Origin of the sequence: Alteromonas ulvae, from assembly GCF_048987005.1 — a bacterium.
GTDB lineage: Bacteria > Pseudomonadota > Gammaproteobacteria > Enterobacterales > Alteromonadaceae > Alteromonas.
Genome location: NZ_CP185261.1, coordinates 1,558,885 through 1,583,835, shown reverse-complemented (window position 1 = coordinate 1,583,835; position 24,951 = coordinate 1,558,885). Strand labels below are relative to the sequence as shown.

The following is a 24,951-nucleotide window of genomic DNA, read 5'->3' as shown; positions in this document are numbered from 1 at the left end:
ATACGATGCTATATATGATATGTGCAACTGATGTAGCGAACAGTTTAGATAAGCGACTTGCCGCAAGGCCAGCGCATTTAGAAAGATTGAACGCGCTGAAAGATGAAGGGCGCTTAGTGATGGCTGGCCCCTTCCCTGCTATCGACAGCCCTGACCCTGGCCCTGCCGGATTTACAGGCTCACTAGTTGTGGCGGAGTTTGACTCACTGGAAGACGCGCAGGCATGGGCAGATATTGACCCTTATATTGAGGCTGGCGTTTACGAAAGTGTGGTTGTAAAACCGTATAAGAAAGTATTGCCGTAGAGTTGGGTGTTTTCACTGTGTTTGTATGAATGCAGTGATGCAATACTTGTAAGTTTATAGCGTTATTAACGACAAAAGCTTGGTGCTTAAGAGTGAATGTTGGAAAACATGCCTTTATTTTCACCAAGCTTTTTTGTTTCTGCTTTTGGTAAGTGCGCTTTAGGTAAATGCGTTTTGGGCTTGTTTAGCCTAACAAATCACAAATTTACTGTGTCGTGATTGCCCATTTCTTCCGGCTGCACGTTTTTTCCTGTTAGCATTTTAAATACGCCCTTCAAAGATGGGTCTGCATCCCAAATCTCCGCGTCATTGAGCTCGAATCTAAGCATCAGAAGGTGTGGATCTTCTTTACCTTTTTCATACCAGGCCTCAACAGGGTTAGACCAATATTTATCAATAATTTCTGGGCGATCTTCAGTCACTAATGCGCCGCGAATACAGGCAAACACATCATGGCCTTTAGATGCAAAGTGGATCATTGCCTTTCCGCCCTTCGCTATTCTATTTTCCTTAGTGGTGTAAAACCAAAACATGCCGTTCGCCTCACTATCTAGCTGGGCATACATTGGCTCTGCATGCATATCCTCATTCACGAGGCTCACCATAACTTTTGGGCTTTCTGACATTGCCTTCCACATTTTCGTTGTAATATCGCTAGACATATTCCCTCCTAAAGAATGTGTGTAGTGGCGCTAACTCATTTAGGTAAAGATGTTTGTTAGCCACTACGCTTGATGTATTTACTGAATTTCTAAAGTAGTACAAAGCATGTGCCATGCCACCACGCAAAATTCAGTATTTACCCCCCCTATTAATTTTTTCTCTTAACTAATATCACAACGTAGAAAAACACAGCTTACGCTGTGAAGACCCTTCGCATCGAACCGACTACAAAGGCCGCGCTATGGGGGTATGGCAGGCATGTATGGCCAGATTGATTGTGCAGATTGTCTGTGGACAGACACTCAAACTAACCTCAAATTGATTGTAAGGTTGATAGTGGACAGACACTCGTTTTTAGCAGATTGTCTGTGGACAGACACTCAAACTAACCTCAAATTGATTGTAAGGTTGATAGTGGACAGACACTCGTTTTTAGCAAAGTATTTTTCGCAGACAGACTCTTGATATTGATTGTGTTTTCGCTTAACGGACAGACACTCAAAGGTCAACTTCTACAGGCTGGCGAGTCTCCCGCGTAAATTTTTCAGGCTTGTCAGTCTTTGGAAGCCTTAGGCCTTGTAAGTGGAAAACGTGTACAGTCATTCAAAGTCTCGTATTGAGTGTCTGTCCTCTTTCCACTCTGCAAAGTCTCGTATTGAGTGTCTGTCCTCTTTCCACTCTTGTCCTCTTTCCACTCTTGTCCTCTTTCCACTCTGTTATCGACTAGATCGGTGCTTGCCAGGCAACTTGTGTACAGTCTTCCCGTCACGAGTTAAACTCATTATAGATTCAGGATAGGTTCATCATTGTCTTTTATAATCAGATAAATTAGTGAGCCTGAGCACATCTTTTCATAGTGAGGTTTTATGTGGTTATCGCTTAGAGCAGCAATGTTTAGCGTTATATTTACACTGTTGAGTGTAAGTAGCGCCTATGCTCAGCAAAGTACAAGCGGTGAACTGTCAAAGAGCCAAGCCGCTTCTCGAGCCAGTAGTGCCGAAAATGGTCGCGTATTGAAGATTGAGCAAACATCAACAAAATACCGCGTAAAGGTATTAAAAAAGTCTGGCCGAGTTGTTTCTGTGGAAGTTGATAAACGTTCAGGTAAAGTTAAAAAGTCTAAAGACAAGGGTTAACATGCGAATTTTAATAGCTGAGGATAATAGTAGACTTCTAACGCAACTTGATGCTCTCTTACAGCAAAACGGATACAGTGTTGACCTTGCAGACAATGGGGAACACGCTCTATTTCTAATAAAGGAATACACGTACGATCTTGCAATAATCGATATCGGCATGCCAAAACTAGATGGCTTTGAAGTAATTCGCCGAGCCCGCAAAGATAATATAGTCTCCCCTATTCTTATATTAACAGCTCGTGACAGATGGCAGGAAAAAGTAGAAGGCCTTGATGCGGGCGCTGACGACTACTTAACTAAACCGTTTCATAACGAAGAACTCCTCGCACGGGCTAAAGCCCTCATTCGCAGAGCTTCCGGCCAAGCCAACCCCACAATACAATTTGGACCAATATCCTTAAATACGGTGTCTGAAGAGCTATGTGTTAATGATAAATCTTTTGATCTTACTGCTTACGAATATAAGGTAATGGAGTATTTGATGATGAACCCGCAAAAGGTTGTCTCAAAAACCGAGCTTACCGAACATATTTACGATCAGGATTTTGATTTAGACAGCAATGTCATTGAAGTATTTATTGGACGACTTCGCAAAAAGCTCGATCCTGACGGAAGTTTAAAGCCTATTGAGACCTTAAGAGGCCGAGGCTATCGGATAAACCGTAGCTTATGAGGCAACTATCACTTCGCGTAAGAAGTGTATTATTGGCAATAACCCTCCTTGCGTTATTTGCGCCTTTTACCGTGATCATTTTAGAGGAGGCGTTTACTGAAAGTCTCACTGAAGCCAAAATGAGCGAATTGCGTCTGATGAATTTGGGCTTGCTGTCAGCTTTCGAATTAGAGGGTGATACCCCCTTTATGCCTGATTTACTCTTTGAAGAGCAACTCAACTTACCCGGCTCAGGGTACTTGGGCATCATTATTTTTCGCGACCGCGTTATCTGGCAATCGGCATCTGCATTAGATTACTTTTTCACGCCGCCAAATTTTGATGTGCCCGTTGGCAACGAACTTTTTACCGATACTTATCACCCTAGTTTTGATAAAGGCGAAAAGTATTTTGTTTACGCCTTCACTGCTGAATTTTTATCTAGCAAAGATTTCGAACCCGTTCACTTTTACATATTCAACGACAAACTATTGTTTGAAAAGGAACGCAAAACCTTTTTAGCCACTACTTGGCGATGGATAAGCACATTATGCGTAGCTCTCCTGATTTTTATTATCACAGGTATCAGCGTGTTATTAGTACCCGTTAGAAAACTAATCGAGGAAATTTCACTTGCCGCTAAAGGAAACAAAAGTGAGCTCGACAACCACTACCCTGTCGAGTTCGACTCACTTAAACACTCTATCAACGAACTTTTGTACTTTGAGGCCGCGCAGCGAAAACGCTATAAAAATAGCTTGGGAGATTTAGCCCACAGTTTAAAAACGCCACTTGCTGTGGCATCGAGTACCCAAGGCCTACAGCCAGAAATAAAAGAATCACTAGCGCAAATTGATAAGATAATTCAGCGCCAGCTAAAACGCGCCAGCGCCGGCACAGTGGGATGGCAAACGTCTATCGCTATCGAACCGATACTGTTAAAAGTAGCTGATGCGATGGACAAGGTTTACCACTACAAGCAGCTTTCAATTGAAATTGATGTGGCTGACTCATATCTATTTAAGGGAGACGACACCGACCTCTTAGAGTTGTGTGGCAACCTTTTAGACAATGCCTGTAAAGCTGCTCAGTCACGAATTCGAGTGCAGGTAACGTCTGATACCAATTGGCTAACACTATCGTTTAACGATGATGGCCCTGGTATTGCTGATGATAAAAAGCAGCTTTTATTAGAAAGAGGCACTCGGTTAGACACCTACACAGAGGGCCAAGGCATTGGTTTGGCGCTAGTGAGCGATTTGGTATCTATTTATGAGGGTAAATTGCGCATTGAGGACAGTGACCTTGGCGGCGCCCGCATCATCATTCAATTTCCTAACCACTGATTCCTTGTCGTTGAAATAGCGCGGACCAACTCCTAGGTAAAAATGAGTGACTGTCCGCTTTTGGTATCTTTTGATTCAGCCTCGAATTAAGTGTCTGTCTACTTTTGTGATCATCAATTGAGTGTCTGTCCACTTTTGGGTTTCTCTGTCCACTTTTGGGTTTCATCATGCTTCACTAACGACTATGCGCTTTTTCGTTCCCTTCGCTTGAAAGCAACACTGCTAGCCATTTGCTTTCTTCTCTCGACTCGAGAGCAATTTTCACAACCATAGTGAGCGGAACGGACAGCAACATACCAACGGTTCCTAATAGCCAGCCCCAAAAAATCAATGAGAGAAAAACTACCAAGGTAGAAAGCCCCATTCCTTTGCCCATCAGTCGCGGCTCAACCATATTACCCATGATGGTATTCACCAGTAAAAAGCCGAGTGCGGCAAAACCAGCAGAGGCAATACCATACTGAACAAACGCAATAAGCACGGCAGGCACTGCGGCAATGATAGAGCCGATATTAGGGATGAAATTCAGCATAAAGGCTAGCACTGCCCACAGCATGAAGTGGTCTACACCCATCACGTAAAGCCATGTACCGATAATGATACCCGTCCCTAAACTTACGACGGTTTTAATGGCTAAGTAACTGTTTACTGAGCGAATGAAACGGTCTATATGCTGTAGCTTCATATCTGGGTCTGACAGAGCAATGTGCAAGCGCCTCGGTATGCTATCAGCCTCAAACAGCATAAAAATAACCGTAAGAAGTATGAGGAAAAGGTTAGACAGCACGCCCCCCATGCCACTAATAAAGTTGGTTGCGACAGACATCGCTGTGGCAGGGTCTAGATGATTAGCAATAAGCTCACTGTTAATGTGAATATTGAAATCGGCTAATTTAGCAACAACCCACTCAAACTCAGAATCAAGTTTGCTTCTATATTGAGGTAGGTTTTCTCTGAACTCCGCCATCGATTGACCAACCAGGCCAGCCAAGAGGAATCCGAAAACGACAATAAGTAGTATAACAAAAGAGATAGATAACCATTTCGGGACGCCAAAGCGCGACGTCCAGTGAATGATTGGACCGCATGCTATTGCAATAAATACGGATAAGAAAAAAGGCACCATAATGGCACTTGCTGATTTAACACCAGCCATTACAACAACTAAGCACGCTAACACAACGAGACTTTTTGCTGTTGACGATCGTAGTTCCATAGACATTGTGTGCTACATTCCTAAATAAAACAGCAACACTTTACAACGACTTATAATCAACTACAAACAAGAGACTGCAATGAATTTCAACCTTGCCACTATTAAAATTAAAAATTTACGTCTTCGCACCTACATCGGTATTAACGAAGACGAAATAAAAAACAAACAAGACGTTGTGGTAAACGTAAAGATTGATTACGACGCTGCAAAAGCCACCGACACTGATGATATGAGTGACGCGCTTAATTATAAAATCATCACCAAAGCGATAATAAAGCTTGTTGAAGACAATCGCTTTTCGCTTTTGGAAAAGCTTACTGCTGATGTATTAAGTATCGCGTCAGAGCACAGCTCTGTGCGTTATGCTCAAGTTGAAGTCGATAAGCCTCACGCATTGCGATTCTCTGACTCAGTGTCGCTAACACTTTCTTGCAACAAATCTGAATAGTCGATTCAGCAGGGAGGTATGTCTTGAACATTCTTATTACCGGTGGCACTGGATTAATTGGCAGCACGCTCATCAAAAAGCTTAGCGACGAGCATAGCTTTACCGTTATATCTCGCAACGAAGCAAACGCCAAGCAAACACTAGGCGCTCATACCAACGTGCTTGGCAGTGTGTCTGACGTAAAAGATATTGGCGTGTTTGATGCTGTGATCAATCTTGCAGGTGAGCCTATAGCCGACAAACGGTGGACAGACACTCAAAAGCAAATTATTTGCGATAGTCGCTGGGACATAACGACCCAGCTTGTCGCCAAAATTAATAGTAGCGATAATCCGCCAAAGACGTTTATCTCTGGCTCCGCCATTGGTTTTTATGGCAGGCAGGGAGAAAAGGTCGTTACCGAAGATACCTCGCCACATAAAGAATTCACGCACGATTTGTGTGAGAAATGGGAAAGTATTGCTACTGGCGTAAATAGCGAAAAAACCCGTGTAGCCATTTTGCGCACTGGCGTTGTGTTGGCAGAGAAGGGCGGCGCGCTTGAGAAAATGGCGTTGCCGTTTAAACTAGGTGTGGGTGGAAGTTTAGGAAGTGGACGTCAATATTTATCGTGGATCCACCTTGACGACATGGTCAACGCAATAGAGTTTCTCCTCAATAATGAAAACTGTTCTGGGCCGTTTAATCTCACCGCACCTGAGCCAGTAACGAACAAAACGTTTTCTAAGCAACTTGCCAAAGCATTGTCTCGACCTTGTTTGTTTTTCGTTCCCAGCTTTGTGATGAAAATTGCTATGGGTGAATCGTCAACGATGTTGTTAGAGGGGCAAAATGTAATACCTGATAAGCTAATTAAAGCTGGGTACTCATTTACCTACCCTACTGTATACAGCGCCCTCAGCGCTATCTATCGATAACTGACTTCTAACCAGCAAAATAAAATACTGACAGCTTTGTAGAACTTCCTAGGTTTAAAAAAAGCTTTCGCTGGAATTCATAGAGAATTAACAGCGGACAGTCACTCAAGTTCATTTGAGTGACTGTCCGTTTTTTATCGTCTTATCGTCTAACTTTAAGTGTCTGTCCGATTTAATTTCTTATCAATGGTCCGGCTACCATTCGCACTAATAACATCCTTGCCCTTAAAGTAACCAAAAACTAAACCATTTTACGTAGCATTTCACCGGTATTAAGCGTAAGCAGACGCCAGCAACCTATAGCTCCAAGAACACCTACAACCAGGGCACCAACAGCAGGTGCAACCAACCAATACTCTAAATGTAAGCTTGCTGTCATTTGGAATACGCTTGTTTGCAGCATGTATAAACTTAACTCATTCGCCAGTGCTGCCATAAAACCAGCTACGGTGCCAATGATAAGGAATTCAAACACCACGCTTTTGCGAATTAAGCTGCCCTTGGCGCCTAATGTTCGCAATATTGCAATCTCCTGTCGGCGCTCATCCATGCTTGCCTGTACTTGAGCTATAAGCACTAAACTTCCGGCCATTAGCACTAATACTAAAATGAACTCAACTGCCACAGAGACTTGTTCTACGATATCTCTCAGTTGATTAATACGAGCATCCACATCAAACATCGTCACAGACGCAAATGGTTTGAGCAATTTGGTAAGCTCTGCCTTTCGCTCCGTTGGTAAGTAAAAGCTCGTAATATAGGTAGGACTAAACGCCTTCATTGCATCTGGGTGTATCACAAAGAAAAAGTTAGGCTGCATCGTTTGCCAATTCACCTTGCGAACGCTAGTTACTTTCGTTTCAACTATTTCACTACCCACGTTAAAGTTAAGCATATCGCCCATTTTAATATCTAACCTTTTGGCAACGCCCTCTTCTACTGATACAGGAAACCAACCTTCAGAGTAGGTGGCATCAATATTACCGTGCCAAGTACCTTCTATAACTTCGTTTTCTTTTTGCAGCGTGTTGCCCCATGTGAGATTTGCTTCTCGGCCTAACCCTCTTCGCCCTTCGTTAGATGATTCTTCTTCTTTAGAGACTTCAGTATTAACCCCTTCGCCGTTTACCGAAACAAAACGACCTCGAGTCACTGGGAAAAACTCATTGATATCAACATTTTGATCAGCGAAGTGTCTGTCCAACCTAGCTTGATTATCAGGTGTGATATTAGTTAGGAAGTAATTAGGCGTACCCTCTGGCAACTGCGCCCGCCACTGAGATACCATGTCATTTCGCATCACAAGTACCACGAGTAGCAGCATGATAGTGATTGAGAAGCTGATGAGCTGCACACTATTGTCCATGGCTCTTCGCTTGATACGCGCCCAAGCAAGCTGCCACGGTCCCATTTTGCCACTCCCTAATTTTCGACCCACCGCAATAAGGAAATAGGTAGCAACTAAGAGCCCCGCCACTAACGCCGCGCCAGAGGCAAAAAGAATAACGCTGATTTTCAGGTCTTGGCTATACATCCACATAAGCGCAAAAATAGCGCCACCAGAAGCCACAAACTGAATACTTCTGGAGCGTAAACTGGCATCGAGATCTTTTCGTAACACGCGCAAAGGCGGCACGGAAAAAAGCTGAAGCAGCGGATACAAAGAGAACAAGACGGCACAGGTTGTCCCTGTGGCAATAGCAATAACCACTGGGCGCCAGTGCCATACGTTTAACGACACGTCTACCCTATCGGCAACGAAAGATACAACAATGTGTTGGCCAATAAAACCAATAAACAACCCAATGGCAATCCCTAACAACGTGATAAAGAGTATTTGAATTAAATACACCTTGCGAATCGTTTGCTTCGTTGCGCCTAGAGTTTTCATGATTGCCACGGGGTCAAAATGTCGCTGTGCATATCGCTGAGCAGCAACGGCAATCGACACTGCAGCTAAAACAATAGCGAGTAAACTGGCAAGTAAAAAATAACGTTCAGCACTGGCTACCGAGCGACCTATAGCTGATTCGTCGTCTTCAACAGTGCGCCATGAATGTAGGTCGTCGTTTAGTTGAGGAAGAAGCCAAGAGGCGTAATTTTTTATCTTACTCGTATTTCCCGCAAAATAACTAACGTAGCGAGCTCGGCTACCTGGCCCCGTTATTTCAGCGGCCGCCAAATCATCTAAGTTCATCAATACTATGGGATCGGTGTTAAACACACTAAATCCAGCATCTGGAATATCAGCCAGCACGCGAGTTACCGTAAGGCTTACCTCGCCAATATCAATAGTGTCACCCACATTAAGCTTAAGCGTTTGAAAGAGCCTAGATTGTACCCAGGCTTCGCCGGAAGCCGGCAAGGCATTGATATCCTTTTTTGCGCCAAAAGGGACGTCTGCCACGCTCACCATTCCTTTGAGCGGGTAGTTATTGTTCACAGCTCGTAAGTCTACAAGGGACATTGCATCGCCTTTAAACACCATAGAGCGTGTTGAAACTTGTTTGGCGGTATCAAGCCCCTCATCTTTCGCCTTTAATAGCCACGTTTCATCAACCGGCTTATCGGAGCGAAGCTGAGCATCTGCGGCAATAAATGCTGCTGAACGGGATTTCAATGCGCCTTGTAAACGTTCACTAAAAAGAGACAGAGAGAGGACCGCGCCTACCGACAGCACTATGGCAAGCAAAATAATAGTGAGTTCGCCCCTTCGCGCTTCATGCTTAAAGAGTCGCCAAGCGAGATTAAACGTCATAGGCATTTAGCTCACCTCACTAGGCGATGTGGATGAGGGCGTTGTTTCTTTTAGCTCACCGGCGTGCATGGTGAGCTGCCTATCGCAATGCGCCGCCAATTCATTATCATGCGTTACCAATACCAGCGTAGTACCCGTGTTTCGATTTAATTCAAAAAGTAGTTCTTCAATTTTATCGCTATTTTTAGCATCTAGATTGCCGGTGGGCTCATCGGCAAATAAAATCTTCGGTGATGTGATAAAAGCCCGTGCAATGGCAACACGCTGCTGCTCTCCACCAGAAAGTTGATTAGGAAAATGATGCGCACGGTGAGCTAGTCCTACTTGCTCCAGTATTTTCATTGCCAATCCTTTCGGATTATCAAGGTTTGAGATTTCTGCAGGTAACATCACGTTTTCAAGCGCGGTTAAACTTTGAACCAGCATGAAGCTTTGGAAGATAAAGCCTACTTTACTGCCTCTTAAAACTGCCCGCTGCTCCTCATCCATCGTATGGAGTGCTTCATTATCGAGATAGATTTCACCGCTTGTGACTTCATCTAGGCCAGCTAACAGACCAAGAAGCGTTGATTTTCCGGAGCCTGACGCGCCAATAATTGCAACCGACTCACCAGACTTGACTTCAAAGGAGATTGGCTGAAGGATCTGTAGCGAACCTTCACTCGTATTTACTGTTTTCGTTACCGTGCTTGTTTTTATCATAAGGGGTCATCGATTTGTTCGTAAGTTATCGTCAAATTATCGCTATTTTATTCATTATTTTAATACCGTTTCATGCGCTTTCAGATCAAGAGAGTCCATCACAGAATGCAGATGAAGCGACATTGCTCATTGTTGGAGACAGTTTGTCGGCGGCCTACGGTCTTCAACAAGAACAAGGCTGGGTCAGTTTGTTACAAAAACGCTGGCAAGACGACAACATTCCGATCGATATTGTAAATGCTGCGGTAAGCGGTGAAACGACAGATGGCGGACTTGCCAGGTTGCCACGTCTTATTGAGCAGCACAAGCCTACTCACATCTTTATCGAGCTTGGAGGCAATGATGGGCTTCAGGGTCACAATATAACGAAGATTAGAAATAACTTAGACTCGCTAGTTCAGATTGCTCAGCAAAGTGACACCACCGTTTTTTTACAGCAAATGCAGATACCCTCGAACTACGGCAAGCGATATACCACTATGTTTATGGAAAGCTTTGACACTATTGCAGACAAATACTCGATACAATTAATACCGTTTTTTCTTGAGACTATCGCACTTAACGAGTCAATGATGCAAAACGATGGGATCCACCCAAATGCTGAGGCACAGCCGAAAATAGCCGAGCTTATGGACAGTAATTTACGAAGTTTAATAATAGCAGATTAATATTTGTGCTATTTTCAATAAACAGAACTAACTAACAAAGAGACAGTATGGACATTTCATCAGTAAATTCGGCGCCAGTGTCTACTATTTTAGAATCGACGCCACAAGTACCACGGCGCCAAGAGCAGCGCAGTGAGGAGACCAATCAGGTAAGCGAATCTAGACCTTCTAACGAGACATCCTCAAATAGCAGCGATAGTCGTTTAGGCAGCCGCGTTGATGTGTTTGCGTAATTAAATTTGCAGCACACTCAAACCTACAAACCTACAATGGACAGACACTCGTTTTACAATGAGTGTCTGTCCATTGTGATTCGAAAGTCCGTCCGCTGTGATTTGCACTTTTCTAAAAGCAAGACTCTCGTAGCGCTATCTACCTGGTTCTTCCCGACGCACTTTCTGAAACACAATAAAACACGATAATACTGCTCTAAAGCTCAGTTCACATCCGGCTCTTTTTATTCATAATACCAAGAAAATAATGGGATATGGATATGCCTTTACCACGCTACAAGCAAATCAACACAGACATTACTTCTTATTATCATTGCACCTCACGCTGCGTAAGGCAGTCGTTCTTGTGCGGCAAAGACAAGCGCACAGGAGCAAACTATGAGCACAGGAGAAAGTGGATAACGGATAGATTGCATAAATTGTCTCAAGCCTTTGCCATCGATTTATGTGCTTATGCCGTGATGCACAATCACATTCATGTAGTGCTCCACATCGCAAAAGGACGAGCTGAGGGCTGGTCGATGGATGAAGTATTATTGCGATGGAGAATGTTCTATAAATGTCCACCGATTGTTCAGCGATATTTTGAAGACCAACATCAAGCGTTCACTGCAAAAGAGCGTGATGAAATTAAAGCGCTGTCGATTCAATACAGAGAAAGACTGCAAAGTATTAGTTGGTTTATGCGGCTATTAAATGAATACATCGCAAGGAGAGCGAATAAAGAAGATGAGTGTACTGGCTACTTTTGGGAACGGCGGTTTCGCTCTCAAGCGATATTAGATGAAAAAGCGCTCGCTGCGGTTATGGCCTATGTCGACCTAAACCCAATCAGAGCGAATATCGCAACATCTCTTCAGACCTCTAAACATACTAGTATCCATTATCGAATGAACGCTCACAGAGTGGGAAAAGTTCCAAAGTACCTCATGGCCTTCGGCGATCAAGCGGTAAAAACACAGACACATTTACCATTTAAATATCACGACTACATATCACTAGTAGAAGCGACATTTAAGGCTCATAAAGATAAATGCACAACAATACTCCCTAAATTGCCTCATGGATTACTGTCTAAAATAGGGATGGACCAAGAAAAATGGCGCTTATTGACCAGTCGCTTTGAAACATTTTTTTCAGGCCCAGTCGGCAATGAAAGCAAAATGCGAAAATTTGCGGACGGATGTAAGAGAGGTTCAAGGCCAAATGTAAAAAACGCTATCAAATACCTGTCCTAAAACGAAAGGCTGCACTTACGGCAAATCAATATAAGTGCAGCATTCCATCTAAGGTTTTGCAATATTACTCAACACGCTCATACTGCGACGGGTTGGCATGCTGCTTTTGTTGCAGCGACATGTATCTATCACGCAATTTCGTTTGCCTCGATTCCATTTTAATGGCTTTACCGCCAATGAAAACAGACTCCGCCGCTTCTGTTACTTCTAACGGATCACCTGACCAAATAACAACATCAGCTCTTGCGCCCTGGCGAAGACTTCCCACTTCCTTGTCAAGACCCAGAATTTTCGCAGGTACACTAGTCAGGCTCGCTAACCCAATCTCATGAGGCAAACCATTCGCAACGGCATTACCAGCGTGTTGCGCCGCCAAACGAATATTGTGCGTATCCATGCCTATAGCGACGTCTACACCAGCTTCGTGCAATCGAGCGGCATTAGTTAAGGTTGCGCCCATTTGGTCAAACCCACCGGGTAAATTGTATTCAGGGTCGATAATAACCGGAATATTTGCACCAGCAAGTTCCTTCGCCACCCTCCATGCTTCAACACCATGCACAAGTACTACGTTAATAGACGAGTGTCTGTCCTTAAAAGCAATAACCTGTCGAATATCGGCAGCCCTATCAGCTGTCATAAACAGCGGCATGTCTCCAGCAACTACCTTTTTCAGTGCTGCCACGTCTAAGCGCGAATTTATGCCGTACCATGATTTTTCTGGGGAGAGGTTGTTACTCGCTTGCTTCGCTTCTTCTATGACTTTATCGAGCATTACCCATAGTGACGCTCTAGAGCCACCTGAAATTTCGGCGCCATCGCTGCCCGCATTCACTGTCATAAACGCGCCAGATTTTAAAACGGGTGTCTGTCCGCTTTTATATTCGCTAGCATTTGCGCTCTCACCATCCAAGCGATGGCCCTCAAGGTTGATCACCGCTCCTTGACCGCCAAACAGATAGTCGCTTCTATTCATGGTGGTGGCAGCTGAGGTAATACCCTCTAAACGGGTTATCGCGATAAGCGAACTGTCTGGGTTTATTGCATATTGAACATCAAATGCAGCGCCGGTTTTTGATATAGGTGTAATCTCAATGTTGGCATCCACCACACCAGATGATGAAGACACTTCAACCAGACCAAGCGATGTTAGAGCACCAATGAAACCAGGAGTAACCACTTTACCGCTTGCATCTATGACTCGGTAGCCATCAGGTACTTCCCCGCTAGCTAACACTGCATTTATGCGACCATTTGACAGCAACACAGTGCCATTTTCTATCACACCTTGAGATGTCATGGTGTGTACTTTACCGCCCACAATGGCAATATTTTCAGCATGAACATAAGCCGTCAATGTGAGCGCGGCTAACAATATTATTAACTTTTTCATTTGGTATCTCCCTCACCTACTTGACCTAACTCGAAGTCACTTACCGGCCATGAAGTGCTATCGCTAAGTGAATACGCAAGCCCGCCGTCTATATAAACATGCTCAGCTTTGGCATAAGTGGAGAATGGGTTATCGTTCCATAGCACTACATCGGCTTGTTTGCCCTTTTCTAACGAGCCCGTCTTATCAAATATTCCTAACGATTTGGCAGGGTTAGCTGAAAGCCAAGTCCACGCATCTTTCATCGGAATATCAAGGCCTGCTCGTTTGCCGTCAGACCACGCTTTAGCAGCTTCTTGATTCAACCTCTGTATACCTAAGTCACTATCAGAATGAACAATGGCACAAGCACCTGCGGCGTGCACTGCGGGAATATTTTCCCTAATGCCGTCATACGCTTCCATTTTAAAGCCCCACCAGTCTGCCCACATCGCTGAGCACACGTTGTTTTCTTTCAGCTTGTCAGCAATTTTATAAGCCTCAACAGCGTGATGAAAAGTACCTATCTGATAATCAAACTCTTGCATTACGTCCATCATTATCGTCATCTCATCAGCTCGATAACAATGCATGTGCACACGAATATCGCCATTGAGTACGCCCGCTAACGTTTCAAGCTTTAAATCTCGTTTGGGCGCTTTAGCATCTTTGCCCGCCTCATAGTCGGTTTCATACTTGTCCCATTTTCGCATGTAGTCTTGTGCATCAGACCAGGCCTGTCGGTAACCTGCAACGTTCCCCATGCGGGTCATAGGTCCACCTTTTTGGCCATAAACCCGCTTAGGGTTTTCGCCACACGCCATCTTCATGCCATAGGGAGCATCGGGAAATTTCATATCTTGCATCGTTCTATTGGGCACGTTTTTTAATACTACTGAGCGGCCACCAAAAAGATTGGCTGAGCCAGGTAGAATTTGTAGCGACGTAACACCGCCAGCCAGTGCGCGCCCAAAACCTGGATCTTGCGGCCACACCGAATGCTCTGCCCATACTTCTGCGGTCACTGGGTTTGTCATTTCATTGCCGTCAGAATGCGAGCGTGTAGATGGCGAAGGGTAGACGCCCAAATGACTATGATTGTCGATAATTCCAGGTGTAACCCACTTACCAGCACCGTCAATGACAGCTGTTTCATCAGGCACTTCGAGTGTCTGTCCGCTTTTTGCTAGCGCTTGAATTTTACCGTCTGCAAAATAAATGCTGCCGTTTTCTATGCGATTACCCACACCATCTAATATGGTGACATTGGTGATAAGCGTTGGCTGGCCCTCTATAGGTGTGTAAGTACTTGGATAAGGATTTGGGTCTATGGTGACCTTTGGCGCCTTAGCGCTATCGTTGTCGGCTTGTTTACTGCATCCAGCTGTTAGCAAAGACATAGTACAAGCCAACAGAAGCGTCAGCTTCGTTGGCGTTAGTTTCATGTGTACCCCAGAGCAATTGTTATGATTTTATTGATTATGGTTTTATCGATAAGGACATAAGGTTTGCGTTATGTCGCTATCAGAGAGTAGACAATTGAGTAAATAAAACCAAGTAGCTCTGGGATAAACCCTCTGTTTACTGGGAAGACTGACGAGCTAACACATCAACAATATCTTGTGAGTTGGTAAGGCGTCTTATGTCGTTGAAAAGAATGTCTGCTTCAGGGTACTGTCTTTTTAGATACCCACACCACTGCTTAATTCTATTTGGATAATACCGACCCTTATCGCCAAAGATTTCATAACCCGAATATTGAATAAGCAATGCTGCCAATTCAGGCCATGGCATAGGGGTATCGCCAAATTTGATCGCCCGCGCAAGGTTAGGCATTGCGAGAGCGCCGCGTCCAACCATTAGGTTGATACAATCAGACTGTGCTTGGCATTTTTTAGCGTCATCAGCGTTCCATATTTCGCCATTTGCGACCAAAGGAATATCGGTATGCTGCTTAATTTTCGCTATCCAGTCCCAGTACGCTGGCGGTTTATAACCTTCTGTTTTGGTACGGGCATGCACCACTAATTCTGAAGCGCCGGCTTCTGTTATTGCTACGGCATTATCAACGGCTAATGATTTGTCTTCAAACCCTAAACGAATTTTTGCCGACACCGGAATATGCTGTGGAACGGCGTCTCGAACTGCTTTTACAATGTCATACAGCGTTTGAGTTTCTTTTAATAAAACGGCTCCGCCCTTACTCTTGTTGACAGTTTTTGCAGGGCATCCAAAATTAAGATCGACTCCAGGAGAGCCAAGTTCGACAGCAGTTTCAGCGTTTTCTGCTAACCATTGAGCGTGCTGTCCTAATAGCTGAACGCGCACGGGAACACCTGAGGCAGTCTTGCCGTCGGTATGAAGCTCTGGACAGATTTTGTAGAAGGTCTTTTTGGGTAGCTTTTGATCGACAACACGAACAAACTCCGTTACGCATTGATCAAATCCGCCAACGCGAGTCAACATGTCTCTCATCAGATGGTCGACTACACCTTCCATCGGGGCCAGCATTATTTTCATTCGAAATTGAGCTCAAAATAAGTAAGAAAAATCGGTGCGAGTTTATCAAAAAGGTAGGCTGCTCGCTATGCGGCTAAAGTTAATAATATTTTCCCAGGCAGAGATAAACTTCAGAGGTGCCCTAGAAGTTGCTTATATAGAGTTTCGAAGGGGTTTGAACTTATATAAAGCGTTTCGGAGCGCTTGAATAAAGAAGTAGCGTTTTAAATAAAACGAGTGACTGTCCGTTTTAATTTTGGAGTGTCTGTCCACTTTAAACTACAGTTTAAGCTAGTCTGAATTTTCGAGGGTGTTGAGTCGCTGGAATACCGCATTTTTTTGCTCGGGGGTGTATGACGTCCAATTTACAATCTCATCTAGGGTTCTATTGCAGCCAATACAAATATCGTCATCAGTGAGTTTACACTGCGCTTTACAGGGGGATATGGGGTTATTCATTCTTCTACTTAAACTTAGGAGATTATTGTAATTTTTTTGTAGCCGCTATATTCGCTAGCGTATTTTCTGATAGCTCTTTATTCAACCATAAACAAACATAGCAGCCGTAGCGCGCTTCAAGGTATGCAGAAAACTCTAAGTCGGTTTTACAATTATGTCTTACTAAAGACTGTTTATTACCGTCATAAATAACTGCTGAAAAAGTAAACACTATGAGCCTCCTCTGAAAGAAGACCCAATATACATCTAGACGTCTAAACGTTTAAGCGTCCAAATTTTGGTATGCTCGCTACTGTATCGTGAAAGTTACATTATAAAATCAAGTGCAGCACATACCGCCGCCACTTGCGCATCGTTACAATTTTCTGGCGTAGCATTATCACTGTCTGGATACACCTCGGTTGTGGTAACAAAGTTTGCATTTGTCATTCCTCCGCAGAGAAAAAGGGATTTCTTGTCGTAACAAATAACCCCTTCACTCACGACGTCAGCACCAATAATTTTTCCATTTTCGTCAGCTGGCGCTATATGAGTAACACCTTTTACAGCCTTGATGACAGCCTGTTGGAAAGCAAGCTGTGGGTTTGGTGTATTCGCTACCGTATAGAACCCATCTGGTATGTTCCAGTTGTCGTGATCAGTTCCATCGCGAGCCGCTAACGCGGGCCTAAATTCACTATTATCTGTATCAGTTGTCTCATGCAAGTCGATATGCAAAGAGAGCTCTGTCTTTAACGACGTCACAAAATGCATCAACTGCTGAGATTCAGGAGCTGGTGAATCAGGATAAAAAGAACGATTCGGATCGATAGCTAACGGGTTCCATCTGTTGATTGTCTCATAGCCCCACGGACTAACGCAGGGTACTACTACGATATTAATGCGGCTGGCATAACTTGATAGTTTAGTTTCAATAAACTTCAGCGCGCCTTGCACACCACTCGTTTCGTAGCCATGTACACCGCCTGTAACTAATGCAGATGGTTTGGAACTGTCAAATGATGCAGGTACTACTGCATACAGCGGGTAGCGCACTTCGTCATAGGGTAATGCACCGTATTGCTGTAACTTGAAACCTTCAGGAATAATGTGTTGTAACTTAGTAAACACTTCTTCTTTTACGCTGCGCTTTACGCTTTGCTGCTCATACCACTGTGCTTTTTCTTTCTCGCCCCACGGTTTTCCCGCAGTGCCGATTGAGTAATTTTGCATAATAGCCTCTTTGTTCTTCACTTTATCAATGACGTTATGATATCACCTGTACTTCCTAAAGTATGTGATGTAGACCACCCAACCTGGCTCTCGTAGTAACTCTGACTGTACACCGAATACATTTTTGTGCACTTAACGTTACCTTCTTCAAAGTGCTCCCCGTTAAATGAGGCTCAATGAAAGCTTAAATGAAGGCGGAAATGAAGGCGGACAGACACTCGTTTGAAAATGGGCGTTTGAGAATGCGTTTAAAAATGGACAGACACTTTTTTTACCTATGAGATAACGAGGCGAACCAGTGTGCGAGCCAGAGTGGACAGTTAACCAGAGTGAACCAGAGTGGACAGACACTCAAAATATTTAAACTCCTTCATCCTGAAGCAAGAGCATACTCCACTTGATGTAAGGTTAATGTAGATTAGAAGAGTCAAATAAAAAGCAGGAATGGATGGAATTGAAGGGTAACGTTATTGAAAACAGTGAACGAAGATAAAGAGGTTTTACACTTAAAGAATGCACGTTCATAAAATGTAAGCGCTAAAACAAAAAAACCAGCCGATTGGCTGGTTTTTTCGATATGGCGTCCCCTAGGGGATTCGAACCCCTGTTACCGCCGTGAAAGGGCGGTGTCCTAGGCCTCTAGACGAAGGGGACTGAAAATCTTCTTTCGAAAGCTACGCTTTCGAGATTTTCAGTAAGGCGAAGTGAGCCAGCGAACTGAGCGACCTTTTCCTTACCAAACTTTCAGTCAGAAGTTTGAAAAACTCCAGCCTATTTCACAGTATTGACCGACTGTGACGCGATTAAAATGGCGTCCCCTAGGGGATTCGAACCCCTGTTACCGCCGTGAAAGGGCGGTGTCCTAGGCCTCTAGACGAAGGGGACAGAAATTTTGCTAGTGAAGCAAGGCTTCACTAAATTTCTGTAAGGCGAGATGAGCTCTGCGAATCGAGCGACCCTATCCTTACTGAAACTTCCGTCCGAAGTTAAAACCACTAACTCCAGCCTATTTCACGGTATTGATCGACCGTGACGCGATTAAATGGCGTCCCCTAGGGGATTCGAACCCCTGTTACCGCCGTGAAAGGGCGGTGTCCTAGGCCTCTAGACGAAGGGGACAGAAATTTTGCTAGTGAAGCAAGGCTTCACTAAATTTCTGTAAGGCGAGATGAGCTCTGCGAATCGAGCGACCCTATCCTTACTGAAACTTCCGTCCGAAGTTAAAACTGCTAACTCCAGCCTATTTCACGGTATTTATCGACCGTGACGCGATTAAATGGCGTCCCCTAGGGGATTCGAACCCCTGTTACCGCCGTGAAAGGGCGGTGTCCTAGGCCTCTAGACGAAGGGGACAATAAATCGTTTCAAACGTAGCAGTTTGAATCAGTTACACCGTGAATTTAACAAATAAACAACAATGTAATGAAATATTGTCGCAACTGATTACACTCAATCCGAGTTCCCAGTTAGCCCATTAAGTTACAAGATATTCTCTTAATCACGCTAATCACGATGTGTAACTTGGTGGAGCCAGGCGGGATCGAACCGCCGACCTCCTGCATGCCATGCAGGCGCTCTCCCAGCTGAGCTATGGCCCCGTTGTGTCGTAGTCAATTCAATATGACTGTTCCGTGACAGCGGGGCGCATTCTAGGCATCCCCCTCTGCCATGTCAACGGTTTTTTTATGAATTTTCTCTGTTTGCTATAAAAGTAAGCGCTTTGTCGATTCTCTCACCAACTTTCTCTTTTGAGAGCAGGTGTAACGTCACGTCTAGCGAGGGTGAATTACCACTGCCCGTGGATGCTACACGTAGCGGCATGCCTACCTTTCCCATACCTACTTCAAGTTCTTCTGCTGTGGCATTTATCGCAGCTTGGATACTCGCTGGCGTCCACTCTTCAAGTGCTAATAGCTTATCTTTCACCAGCTCTAATGGTCCTCTTGCCACTGGGCGAAGATGCTTTTTCGCGGCGTTGGCGTCAAATTCATCATAATCCTGATAAAAGTACGTCGAGATCCCCGCAAGCTCTTTGAGCGTCTTCACGCGGTCGGCTTGTATAGCAATAACCGATTCTAGAGAAGGGCCCGTTGTTATATCAATATTCAACTGGTCAAAATGCCATTTTGCATGTTCAGCAACGTCACTTGCTGGCATAAACTTAATGTAGTGCTGATTCAACCAAATAAGTTTCTCTGTGTTAAATGCGGAAGCAGACTGCCCTATTCCGTCTAGGCTAAAGTGCTCAATCATTTCATCAAGAGTAAATACTTCTTGATCGCCGTGTGACCAGCCTAACCTAACAAGGTAGTTCAACACCGCCTGTGGTAAAAAGCCATCATCGCGATACTGCATTACGCTAACTGCTCCATGACGCTTTGACAATTTCTTACCATCATCGCCTAGTATCATAGATACGTGTGCGTACTCAGGAATAGGCGCCCCTAAGGCTTGAAGAATATTAATCTGACGCGGAGTATTATTGATATGGTCTTCGCCACGAACCACGTGAGTAATACCCATATCCCAATCATCTACGACAACACAGAAGTTATACGTTGGCGTTCCATCAGTACGCTGAATGACAAGGTCATCAAGTTCACTATTACTGATCTCTATTGTGCCGCGCACATGGTCTTTTATTACAACAGACCCTTCTAGCGGGTTTTTAAACCGGATAACGAACGGTTGTCCTTCCGGATGATCTGTTCTGTCGCGCCATGTTCCAGGGTAGCGAGGTTTTTCGCCTTTTTCTTTTTGTGCTTCGCGGATGGCATCAAGCTCTTCTGAACTCATAAAGCATTTATACGCTTTACCTTCGTCTAGTAACTTTTGGATGAGCTCTTTATATCGGTCAAACCGATCTGTTTGATAAACCGGGCCTGTGTCCCACGTTAAACCAAGCCACTGCATGCCGTCTAAAATTGCTTGTTTTGCTTCTTCAGTAGAACGTTCAATATCTGTATCTTCTATGCGAAGTACAAACTCACCGCCTTTGCTTTTCGCATAAAGCCAAGAATACAGTGCTGTGCGTGCGCCCCCAACATGGAGATACCCCGTTGGGCTAGGTGCAAATCGTGTTACAACCGACATGAATACTCTCTATAGTTAATTTAGAACTCATTTGGTTATATTCTATCAGCGTAAGTGTTACGACAAAAGCCGCTTCATTCACTCAGTAATATTTAATATTCGAGTAATATTCAGCATGGCTTAAAAAACGTACAAGCAAACCGAGAGAAAAACGGACAGACACTCTGATCAGTACAAATGTGATATTACGATTACTTTCAGTCTCACTCTACATGAGATTACTCGTAGGCCGAGGGGTAAATAAGTCGCCAAAACGATGTGCTTTTCATCAATTTATCTAAAAAGACAGCAAAATGTTTAATTTTCGTGCACACAGTAATTTTCTTTAATTTTATTGTTGACACTAACACGAGCAACTCTATAATACCGCTCCACTTGCTTAGGCAAGTAAACAAACAAGACGGACGCTTAGCTCAGTTGGGAGAGCATCGCCCTTACAAGGCGAGGGTCACTGGTTCAAGCCCAGTAGCGTCCACCACTCTTGCTTGTTACTAGAATTACGAAATAAAAATGGACGCTTAGCTCAGTTGGGAGAGCATCGCCCTTACAAGGCGAGGGTCACTGGTTCAAGCCCAGTAGCGTCCACCACTCTTGCTTGTTACTAGAATTACGAAATAAAAATGGACGCTTAGCTCAGTTGGGAGAGCATCGCCCTTACAAGGCGAGGGTCACTGGTTCAAGCCCAGTAGCGTCCACCATATCCTTACTAATCATTATTCATTTCTCAGTGTAATAAGACTCGATGGTTCAACAACGTCGTTGCGAGCCTCAGTAGCTTGTAGTGACTGCTAGAATTGCAGGCAAATTCTGCATTTTTCGTCAATTGTAGTTCAAGGAGCTTGTGTTATATTGACGATGTATAGAATATAAATGAAGCGAATTATTCCATTATGCTAGTTAATTCAGTTAAAAAAACCAAGCTCGAGAGCGAGAGCATTGCTCTTAACCATTTTCGGGATTTGCTTTCTTGGTGGCTGTTCTTATGCGCAACATCAAGCAAACGTTGATATTTTAAATACTGATTATTGTACTAATAATGCCATTGAGCATTGCAAGCATGTAGCACCGTGGACTCTGACCCTTGATACATCAAATGATGCATTTGATGAGCAACTGATACCTATTCACCAACGGCAAGATGTCATTGAACAAGAACTTGAGATATTAAGACGCCATTATGATTGAACGTTCTATCTGAAGATTATCTTTATTTTCTCAATCGTTCACCTTACATAACAATACTGGGTGAGACAGCCGTTAATCATTCTATTCTTTCCTACTTTTTTGAAGCCTTTATGAGTTGCTGATCAGTACCTACTCTCTTCGGATACATTCAACACCAACTATCGCTGCTACTAGAGAAGCATACAAAATTAATGTTTTCGCATTGTGTAACTACGGCGGTTGCGCGTTAAAACAAAAAGCCGCTACGCCATTATGTCTGTTCGCTAACGTACAGATGTCACTAACCTCATCGTTCAAACTAGAATGTTCAAGATACTGCCGTCATAAAACGACCACGGCGATTTTGCGCACTAAAGCACAACAAACTTATGACCACTATGAGTGCGATAGAGCGAAGCATTCACTATTTATAGCCATTTAGCTACTCATTTACTCGCTTCTTGATAGTTTTTAAAAACAGCTATCGCAAGAAATATATTAGGATCAAAAATGAATAGTCCATCATACGCCGTTTACGTTTGGAGTAGATATTTAAGACTCTTTCACTGGGTTAATGTATTAGCCATTGCGTTGTTATTAGGGTTCGGACTCGTTATTTTTAATGCAGGAACTTTAGGCATAAGTACTGAGGGCAAAATATTACTGAAAACTCTTCACGTCCTTATTGGCTATTTATTTGCTGCTAATCTACTTATTCGTATTGCTATGGTTTTTTTCGGCAGAGGGTATGAGCGCTGGTGTAATACGTTACCATTTAATAAAGGCTTTGTTTCTGAGTTAGCGGAGCTTAGACAGCAACCCCATAAAAAACACAAAGGACACAATCCGCTAGGCAAATTGATGGTTGGCGCATTACTACTGACAATGTGTATTCAAATGATAAGCGGACTCGTTATTGCCGGAACAGATATATACTACCCTCCATTCGGCCAATATTTTGCAAAACACATTGCGATTGACACGACACAAATTGAATTAATTGATCCCTACTCTAAAGAAAACGTTGATGAACAAGCCTATCAAGCAATGCGTAACATTAGAAAACCGTTTATAGCCGCTCATGTTTATGCATTTTACACCTTAATTATTCTAATCCCGCTGCATATCATTGGTGTTATTTTTAGTGAGCGCAGGGAAAAAACAGCACTAGTTTCAGCAATGATAAATGGTTATAAATACCTTCCAAAGAGAAAGCAAAAAGAGAAACAATAAGCTTATTAACTGGATATTATCACCCAGCAAAACCCTATCCAGTGGGTAGCAGATACTTTAATTAATACCAGCTGTTAAGTGACTGTCCACTCTTTTAGTCCACTCTTTTACTCTGCCCTTTTCAAAAAACGTTGTTTTCAGATACTCAAAGAAGCATGCAAGTTCTCAATGTTACATAGCGTAATTTCCCGCCTATTAACATTTATAATCCCCTGCGTATGCATTTTACTAAGTAGGCGACTAATAGTTTCTATAGCCATTCCCAAATAATTAGCAATATCGCCCCGTGACATGCTCAAATTAACAACTTGGTAAGGCAATGCCATTTGCTTATTTTTGGCCGCTATGTTCAACAAAAACCGAACTAGCCGTTGTTCAGCGTCATGTTTAATTAGACTTTGTAACAGTTTTTGTTCATCAACAAATGAGTGGCTCATTTTGCTGAGTAAAATGCCCCTGCTAGTCCCTGATGCAATCATTAGGCGATTGAAGGTATACATGCTAATACGGCAAACAGTACTATGCTCCAAAAAGCGTAAGCTATGCACATGTACCATTTTATCAAAACCTTCAAAACCAATTAAATCTCCAGGGAAATGAAAGTGTGTTATTTGTTCATGCCCACTTTCTGTAGTGCTAAATGACTTTGCAGAGCCGAGCTTTAACACGTATAACGCTTCAAATTTGTCTCCCATACAAAAGAGCGATTCACCGCGTCGATAAACTCGCTTCAAGCTTTTTCCCTTGTTGTTTTGGGCGCAAGAGCATGACAAGGCTCCTTTTATACAGTTCTGATAATGCTGGTGATATGCAGGCACTTGATTGTTCATAAAGTAGCCTCGTTAGGTTAGGGTTTAAATGGCGGAAGGTGACATAGTTGCATATTTACGTAAACGCTCGGCTTCATGTTTGACGACCGCATAGCACTCACAACAAAGATCCTCTAATTTTTCTCTATCAAGAACCTCTATATGACCGCGTTTATAGTTAATAACACCTACTTGTTGCAGTTTACCCGCTGCCTCCGTTACCCCTTCTCTTCTCACGCCTAACATATTGGCAATCAGCTCTTGGGTCATTGTCAACTTGTTACTTTTTAAACGGTCTATGGAAAGCAATAGCCACCGGCATAACTGCTGATCAATTGAATGATGGCGATTGCACACAGCAGTTTGTGCCATCTGGGCTATTAACGTTTGTGTGTAGCGCAGTAATATTAATCTAATCTCTGAGACGCTGTTAAACTCTTTCCTCAAGACAGAGGCCGGCAAACTATAGGCAAGGCCAGCACTTTGCACCACAGCTCGATTGGGAGTACTCCCCCCGCCCATGAATACCGCAATTCCCACAATACCTTCATTGCCAACAACCGATATTTCAGCGGAAGAACCATTTTCTGTAACATATAATAACGAAACAATACTGTTGGTAGGAAAGTACACTGAGTCTAGGGTTTGACCCGACTCATAAATAACACCTCCCAAGTGCAAGCTCACCAGTTTTAGCAGTGGAAAAAGTCTCGTTTTGCTGTCATCAGGAAATGCATTAAGCAGTTCGTTATCCGTCGGTTTTTCATCCATGTCTTATCATATCCCAATTATTTATTGTTTTTTTTAAGTATGAGTGGGCTGTCC

The 24,951-nt window shown here is 43.6% G+C and carries 23 protein-coding genes and 8 tRNA genes; 13 read left to right on the top strand and 18 right to left on the bottom strand.

The genetic code is table 11. From position 1 onward, the window contains the following. Positions 1–5: 5 nt before the first annotated feature. Positions 6–305: a YciI family protein gene (locus ACOJR9_RS06930; protein ID WP_420935576.1), complete on the top strand. Its 300-nt coding sequence runs from the start codon at positions 6–8 to the stop codon at positions 303–305. Between the two features lie 197 nt (positions 306–502). Here ACOJR9_RS06930 and ACOJR9_RS06925 read toward each other — a convergent pair whose 3' ends face one another. Continuing rightward, positions 503–967, bottom strand: a complete 465-nt coding sequence (locus ACOJR9_RS06925; RefSeq protein ID WP_420935575.1) for a pyridoxamine 5'-phosphate oxidase family protein — start codon at positions 965–967, stop codon at positions 503–505. 867 nt (positions 968–1,834) lie between these two features. On the opposite strand from ACOJR9_RS06925, the gene ACOJR9_RS06920 reads away from it, so the two are divergent. The 3 genes from ACOJR9_RS06920 to ACOJR9_RS06910 are packed head-to-tail and all read left to right on the top strand — an operon-like array spanning position 1,835 to position 4,105. Continuing rightward, a complete protein-coding gene (locus ACOJR9_RS06920; protein ID WP_420935574.1) occupies positions 1,835–2,104 on the top strand; it encodes a PepSY domain-containing protein in 270 nt (89 codons plus the stop codon). Position 2,105: 1 nt separating this feature from the next. Further along, the gene (locus ACOJR9_RS06915) at positions 2,106–2,780 is read left to right on the top strand and encodes a response regulator transcription factor (protein WP_420935573.1); all 675 of its coding nucleotides are present in this window, start codon (positions 2,106–2,108) and stop codon (positions 2,778–2,780) included. Next, the gene (locus ACOJR9_RS06910) at positions 2,777–4,105 is read left to right on the top strand and encodes an ATP-binding protein (RefSeq protein ID WP_420935572.1); all 1,329 of its coding nucleotides are present in this window, start codon (positions 2,777–2,779) and stop codon (positions 4,103–4,105) included. The genes ACOJR9_RS06915 and ACOJR9_RS06910 overlap by 4 nt, the downstream gene beginning before the upstream one ends. A gap of 175 nt (positions 4,106–4,280) precedes the next feature. On the opposite strand, the gene ACOJR9_RS06905 is transcribed toward ACOJR9_RS06910, so the two are convergent. Further along, positions 4,281–5,327: an AI-2E family transporter gene (locus ACOJR9_RS06905; RefSeq protein WP_420935571.1), complete on the bottom strand. Its 1,047-nt coding sequence runs from the start codon at positions 5,325–5,327 to the stop codon at positions 4,281–4,283. 73 nt (positions 5,328–5,400) lie between these two features. Here ACOJR9_RS06905 and folX point away from each other — a divergent pair, with 73 nt between their 5' ends. Both folX and ACOJR9_RS06895 read left to right on the top strand, forming a co-directional pair. Then, positions 5,401–5,769, top strand: coding sequence for a dihydroneopterin triphosphate 2'-epimerase (gene folX, locus ACOJR9_RS06900; RefSeq protein WP_032094616.1), 369 nt, complete (start codon positions 5,401–5,403; stop codon positions 5,767–5,769). Positions 5,770–5,792: 23 nt separating this feature from the next. Further along, positions 5,793–6,686 (top strand): TIGR01777 family oxidoreductase, encoded by an 894-nt coding sequence (locus ACOJR9_RS06895; RefSeq protein WP_420935570.1) that lies wholly within the window; start codon positions 5,793–5,795, stop codon positions 6,684–6,686. A gap of 241 nt (positions 6,687–6,927) precedes the next feature. Here the strand turns inward: ACOJR9_RS06895 and ACOJR9_RS06890 are convergent, their stop codons facing one another. Further along, positions 6,928–9,450, bottom strand: coding sequence for an ABC transporter permease (locus ACOJR9_RS06890; protein ID WP_420935569.1), 2,523 nt, complete (start codon positions 9,448–9,450; stop codon positions 6,928–6,930). Continuing rightward, a complete protein-coding gene (locus ACOJR9_RS06885; protein WP_420935568.1) occupies positions 9,451–10,146 on the bottom strand; it encodes an ABC transporter ATP-binding protein in 696 nt (231 codons plus the stop codon). Between the two features lie 14 nt (positions 10,147–10,160). Here ACOJR9_RS06885 and ACOJR9_RS06880 point away from each other — a divergent pair, with 14 nt between their 5' ends. The 3 genes from ACOJR9_RS06880 (at position 10,161) to ACOJR9_RS06870 (ending at position 12,285) form a co-directional block, all read left to right on the top strand. Next, positions 10,161–10,814: an arylesterase gene (locus tag ACOJR9_RS06880; protein WP_420935567.1), complete on the top strand. Its 654-nt coding sequence runs from the start codon at positions 10,161–10,163 to the stop codon at positions 10,812–10,814. A gap of 47 nt (positions 10,815–10,861) precedes the next feature. Continuing rightward, the gene (locus tag ACOJR9_RS06875; RefSeq protein WP_420935566.1) at positions 10,862–11,047 is read left to right on the top strand and encodes a hypothetical protein; all 186 of its coding nucleotides are present in this window, start codon (positions 10,862–10,864) and stop codon (positions 11,045–11,047) included. Between the two features lie 260 nt (positions 11,048–11,307). Further along, on the top strand, positions 11,308–12,285 hold the full coding sequence (locus tag ACOJR9_RS06870) for a transposase (protein ID WP_420935565.1): 978 nt from the start codon (positions 11,308–11,310) through the stop codon (positions 12,283–12,285). A 64-nt stretch (positions 12,286–12,349) separates the two neighbouring features. On the opposite strand, the gene ACOJR9_RS06865 is transcribed toward ACOJR9_RS06870, so the two are convergent. From ACOJR9_RS06865 to gltX, 12 genes are all read right to left on the bottom strand, one after another. Then, positions 12,350–13,678, bottom strand: a complete 1,329-nt coding sequence (locus ACOJR9_RS06865) for an amidohydrolase family protein (RefSeq protein WP_420935564.1) — start codon at positions 13,676–13,678, stop codon at positions 12,350–12,352. Next, positions 13,675–15,102, bottom strand: coding sequence for an amidohydrolase (locus ACOJR9_RS06860; RefSeq protein ID WP_420935563.1), 1,428 nt, complete (start codon positions 15,100–15,102; stop codon positions 13,675–13,677). The genes ACOJR9_RS06865 and ACOJR9_RS06860 overlap by 4 nt, the downstream gene beginning before the upstream one ends. A gap of 136 nt (positions 15,103–15,238) precedes the next feature. After that, the gene (dusC, locus tag ACOJR9_RS06855) at positions 15,239–16,177 is read right to left on the bottom strand and encodes a tRNA dihydrouridine(16) synthase DusC (RefSeq protein ID WP_420935562.1); all 939 of its coding nucleotides are present in this window, start codon (positions 16,175–16,177) and stop codon (positions 15,239–15,241) included. A 270-nt stretch (positions 16,178–16,447) separates the two neighbouring features. Then, positions 16,448–16,615 carry a DUF1289 domain-containing protein gene (locus ACOJR9_RS06850; RefSeq protein WP_420935561.1) on the bottom strand — a complete coding sequence of 56 codons (168 nt, stop codon included), beginning with the start codon at positions 16,613–16,615 and terminating at the stop codon, positions 16,448–16,450. A 22-nt stretch (positions 16,616–16,637) separates the two neighbouring features. Further along, positions 16,638–16,826: a hypothetical protein gene (locus ACOJR9_RS06845; RefSeq protein ID WP_420935560.1), complete on the bottom strand. Its 189-nt coding sequence runs from the start codon at positions 16,824–16,826 to the stop codon at positions 16,638–16,640. Positions 16,827–16,921: 95 nt separating this feature from the next. Continuing rightward, complete coding sequence (locus ACOJR9_RS06840; protein WP_420935559.1) at positions 16,922–17,827, bottom strand: M14 family metallopeptidase; 906 nt, start codon at positions 17,825–17,827, stop codon at positions 16,922–16,924. 578 nt (positions 17,828–18,405) lie between these two features. Then, positions 18,406–18,481 (bottom strand) — tRNA-Glu (locus ACOJR9_RS06835). Between the two features lie 155 nt (positions 18,482–18,636). Continuing rightward, positions 18,637–18,712, bottom strand: a tRNA-Glu gene (locus ACOJR9_RS06830). 158 nt (positions 18,713–18,870) lie between these two features. Further along, a tRNA-Glu gene (locus ACOJR9_RS06825) sits at positions 18,871–18,946 on the bottom strand. A gap of 158 nt (positions 18,947–19,104) precedes the next feature. After that, positions 19,105–19,180, bottom strand: a tRNA-Glu gene (locus tag ACOJR9_RS06820). A 169-nt stretch (positions 19,181–19,349) separates the two neighbouring features. Beyond that, a tRNA-Ala gene (locus ACOJR9_RS06815) sits at positions 19,350–19,425 on the bottom strand. An 85-nt stretch (positions 19,426–19,510) separates the two neighbouring features. Further along, positions 19,511–20,920 carry a glutamate--tRNA ligase gene (gltX, locus tag ACOJR9_RS06810; RefSeq protein WP_420935558.1) on the bottom strand — a complete coding sequence of 470 codons (1,410 nt, stop codon included), beginning with the start codon at positions 20,918–20,920 and terminating at the stop codon, positions 19,511–19,513. Between the two features lie 402 nt (positions 20,921–21,322). Here gltX and ACOJR9_RS06805 point away from each other — a divergent pair. The 4 genes from ACOJR9_RS06805 to ACOJR9_RS06790 all read left to right on the top strand — a co-directional run bounded on the left by ACOJR9_RS06805 (position 21,323) and on the right by ACOJR9_RS06790 (position 23,317). Then, positions 21,323–21,398: transfer RNA gene (locus tag ACOJR9_RS06805), tRNA-Val, on the top strand. A 34-nt stretch (positions 21,399–21,432) separates the two neighbouring features. Further along, positions 21,433–21,508 (top strand) — tRNA-Val (locus tag ACOJR9_RS06800). 34 nt (positions 21,509–21,542) lie between these two features. Continuing rightward, positions 21,543–21,618: transfer RNA gene (locus ACOJR9_RS06795), tRNA-Val, on the top strand. Positions 21,619–22,594: 976 nt separating this feature from the next. Continuing rightward, positions 22,595–23,317: a cytochrome b/b6 domain-containing protein gene (locus ACOJR9_RS06790; protein WP_420935557.1), complete on the top strand. Its 723-nt coding sequence runs from the start codon at positions 22,595–22,597 to the stop codon at positions 23,315–23,317. 137 nt (positions 23,318–23,454) lie between these two features. Here ACOJR9_RS06790 and ACOJR9_RS06785 read toward each other — a convergent pair whose 3' ends face one another. Then, positions 23,455–24,147 carry a helix-turn-helix domain-containing protein gene (locus ACOJR9_RS06785; protein WP_420935556.1) on the bottom strand — a complete coding sequence of 231 codons (693 nt, stop codon included), beginning with the start codon at positions 24,145–24,147 and terminating at the stop codon, positions 23,455–23,457. 24 nt (positions 24,148–24,171) lie between these two features. Next, entirely contained in the window at positions 24,172–24,897 is a 726-nt protein-coding gene (locus tag ACOJR9_RS06780; RefSeq protein ID WP_420935555.1) for a Crp/Fnr family transcriptional regulator, read from the bottom strand. Positions 24,898–24,951: the final 54 nt, after the last annotated feature.

What these genes read in the sequence shown, in the direction of transcription:
- ACOJR9_RS06930 (WP_420935576.1), top strand. Translation starts at nt 6, where the DNA reads ATGCTATATATGATATGTGCAACTGATGTAGCGAACAGTTTAGATAAG.
- ACOJR9_RS06925 (WP_420935575.1), bottom strand. Translation starts at nt 967, where the DNA reads ATGTCTAGCGATATTACAACGAAAATGTGGAAGGCAATGTCAGAAAGC.
- ACOJR9_RS06920 (WP_420935574.1), top strand. Translation starts at nt 1,835, where the DNA reads ATGTGGTTATCGCTTAGAGCAGCAATGTTTAGCGTTATATTTACACTG.
- ACOJR9_RS06915 (WP_420935573.1), top strand. Translation starts at nt 2,106, where the DNA reads ATGCGAATTTTAATAGCTGAGGATAATAGTAGACTTCTAACGCAACTT.
- ACOJR9_RS06910 (WP_420935572.1), top strand. Translation starts at nt 2,777, where the DNA reads ATGAGGCAACTATCACTTCGCGTAAGAAGTGTATTATTGGCAATAACC.
- ACOJR9_RS06905 (WP_420935571.1), bottom strand. Translation starts at nt 5,327, where the DNA reads ATGTCTATGGAACTACGATCGTCAACAGCAAAAAGTCTCGTTGTGTTA.
- folX (WP_032094616.1), top strand. Translation starts at nt 5,401, where the DNA reads ATGAATTTCAACCTTGCCACTATTAAAATTAAAAATTTACGTCTTCGC.
- ACOJR9_RS06890 (WP_420935569.1), bottom strand. Translation starts at nt 9,450, where the DNA reads ATGCCTATGACGTTTAATCTCGCTTGGCGACTCTTTAAGCATGAAGCG.
- ACOJR9_RS06885 (WP_420935568.1), bottom strand. Translation starts at nt 10,146, where the DNA reads ATGATAAAAACAAGCACGGTAACGAAAACAGTAAATACGAGTGAAGGT.
- ACOJR9_RS06875 (WP_420935566.1), top strand. Translation starts at nt 10,862, where the DNA reads ATGGACATTTCATCAGTAAATTCGGCGCCAGTGTCTACTATTTTAGAA.
- ACOJR9_RS06870 (WP_420935565.1), top strand. Translation starts at nt 11,308, where the DNA reads ATGCCTTTACCACGCTACAAGCAAATCAACACAGACATTACTTCTTAT.
- ACOJR9_RS06865 (WP_420935564.1), bottom strand. Translation starts at nt 13,678, where the DNA reads ATGAAAAAGTTAATAATATTGTTAGCCGCGCTCACATTGACGGCTTAT.
- ACOJR9_RS06860 (WP_420935563.1), bottom strand. Translation starts at nt 15,102, where the DNA reads ATGAAACTAACGCCAACGAAGCTGACGCTTCTGTTGGCTTGTACTATG.
- dusC (WP_420935562.1), bottom strand. Translation starts at nt 16,177, where the DNA reads ATGAAAATAATGCTGGCCCCGATGGAAGGTGTAGTCGACCATCTGATG.
- ACOJR9_RS06850 (WP_420935561.1), bottom strand. Translation starts at nt 16,615, where the DNA reads ATGAATAACCCCATATCCCCCTGTAAAGCGCAGTGTAAACTCACTGAT.
- ACOJR9_RS06840 (WP_420935559.1), bottom strand. Translation starts at nt 17,827, where the DNA reads ATGCAAAATTACTCAATCGGCACTGCGGGAAAACCGTGGGGCGAGAAA.
- gltX (WP_420935558.1), bottom strand. Translation starts at nt 20,920, where the DNA reads ATGTCGGTTGTAACACGATTTGCACCTAGCCCAACGGGGTATCTCCAT.
- ACOJR9_RS06790 (WP_420935557.1), top strand. Translation starts at nt 22,595, where the DNA reads ATGAATAGTCCATCATACGCCGTTTACGTTTGGAGTAGATATTTAAGA.
- ACOJR9_RS06785 (WP_420935556.1), bottom strand. Translation starts at nt 24,147, where the DNA reads ATGAACAATCAAGTGCCTGCATATCACCAGCATTATCAGAACTGTATA.
- ACOJR9_RS06780 (WP_420935555.1), bottom strand. Translation starts at nt 24,897, where the DNA reads ATGGATGAAAAACCGACGGATAACGAACTGCTTAATGCATTTCCTGAT.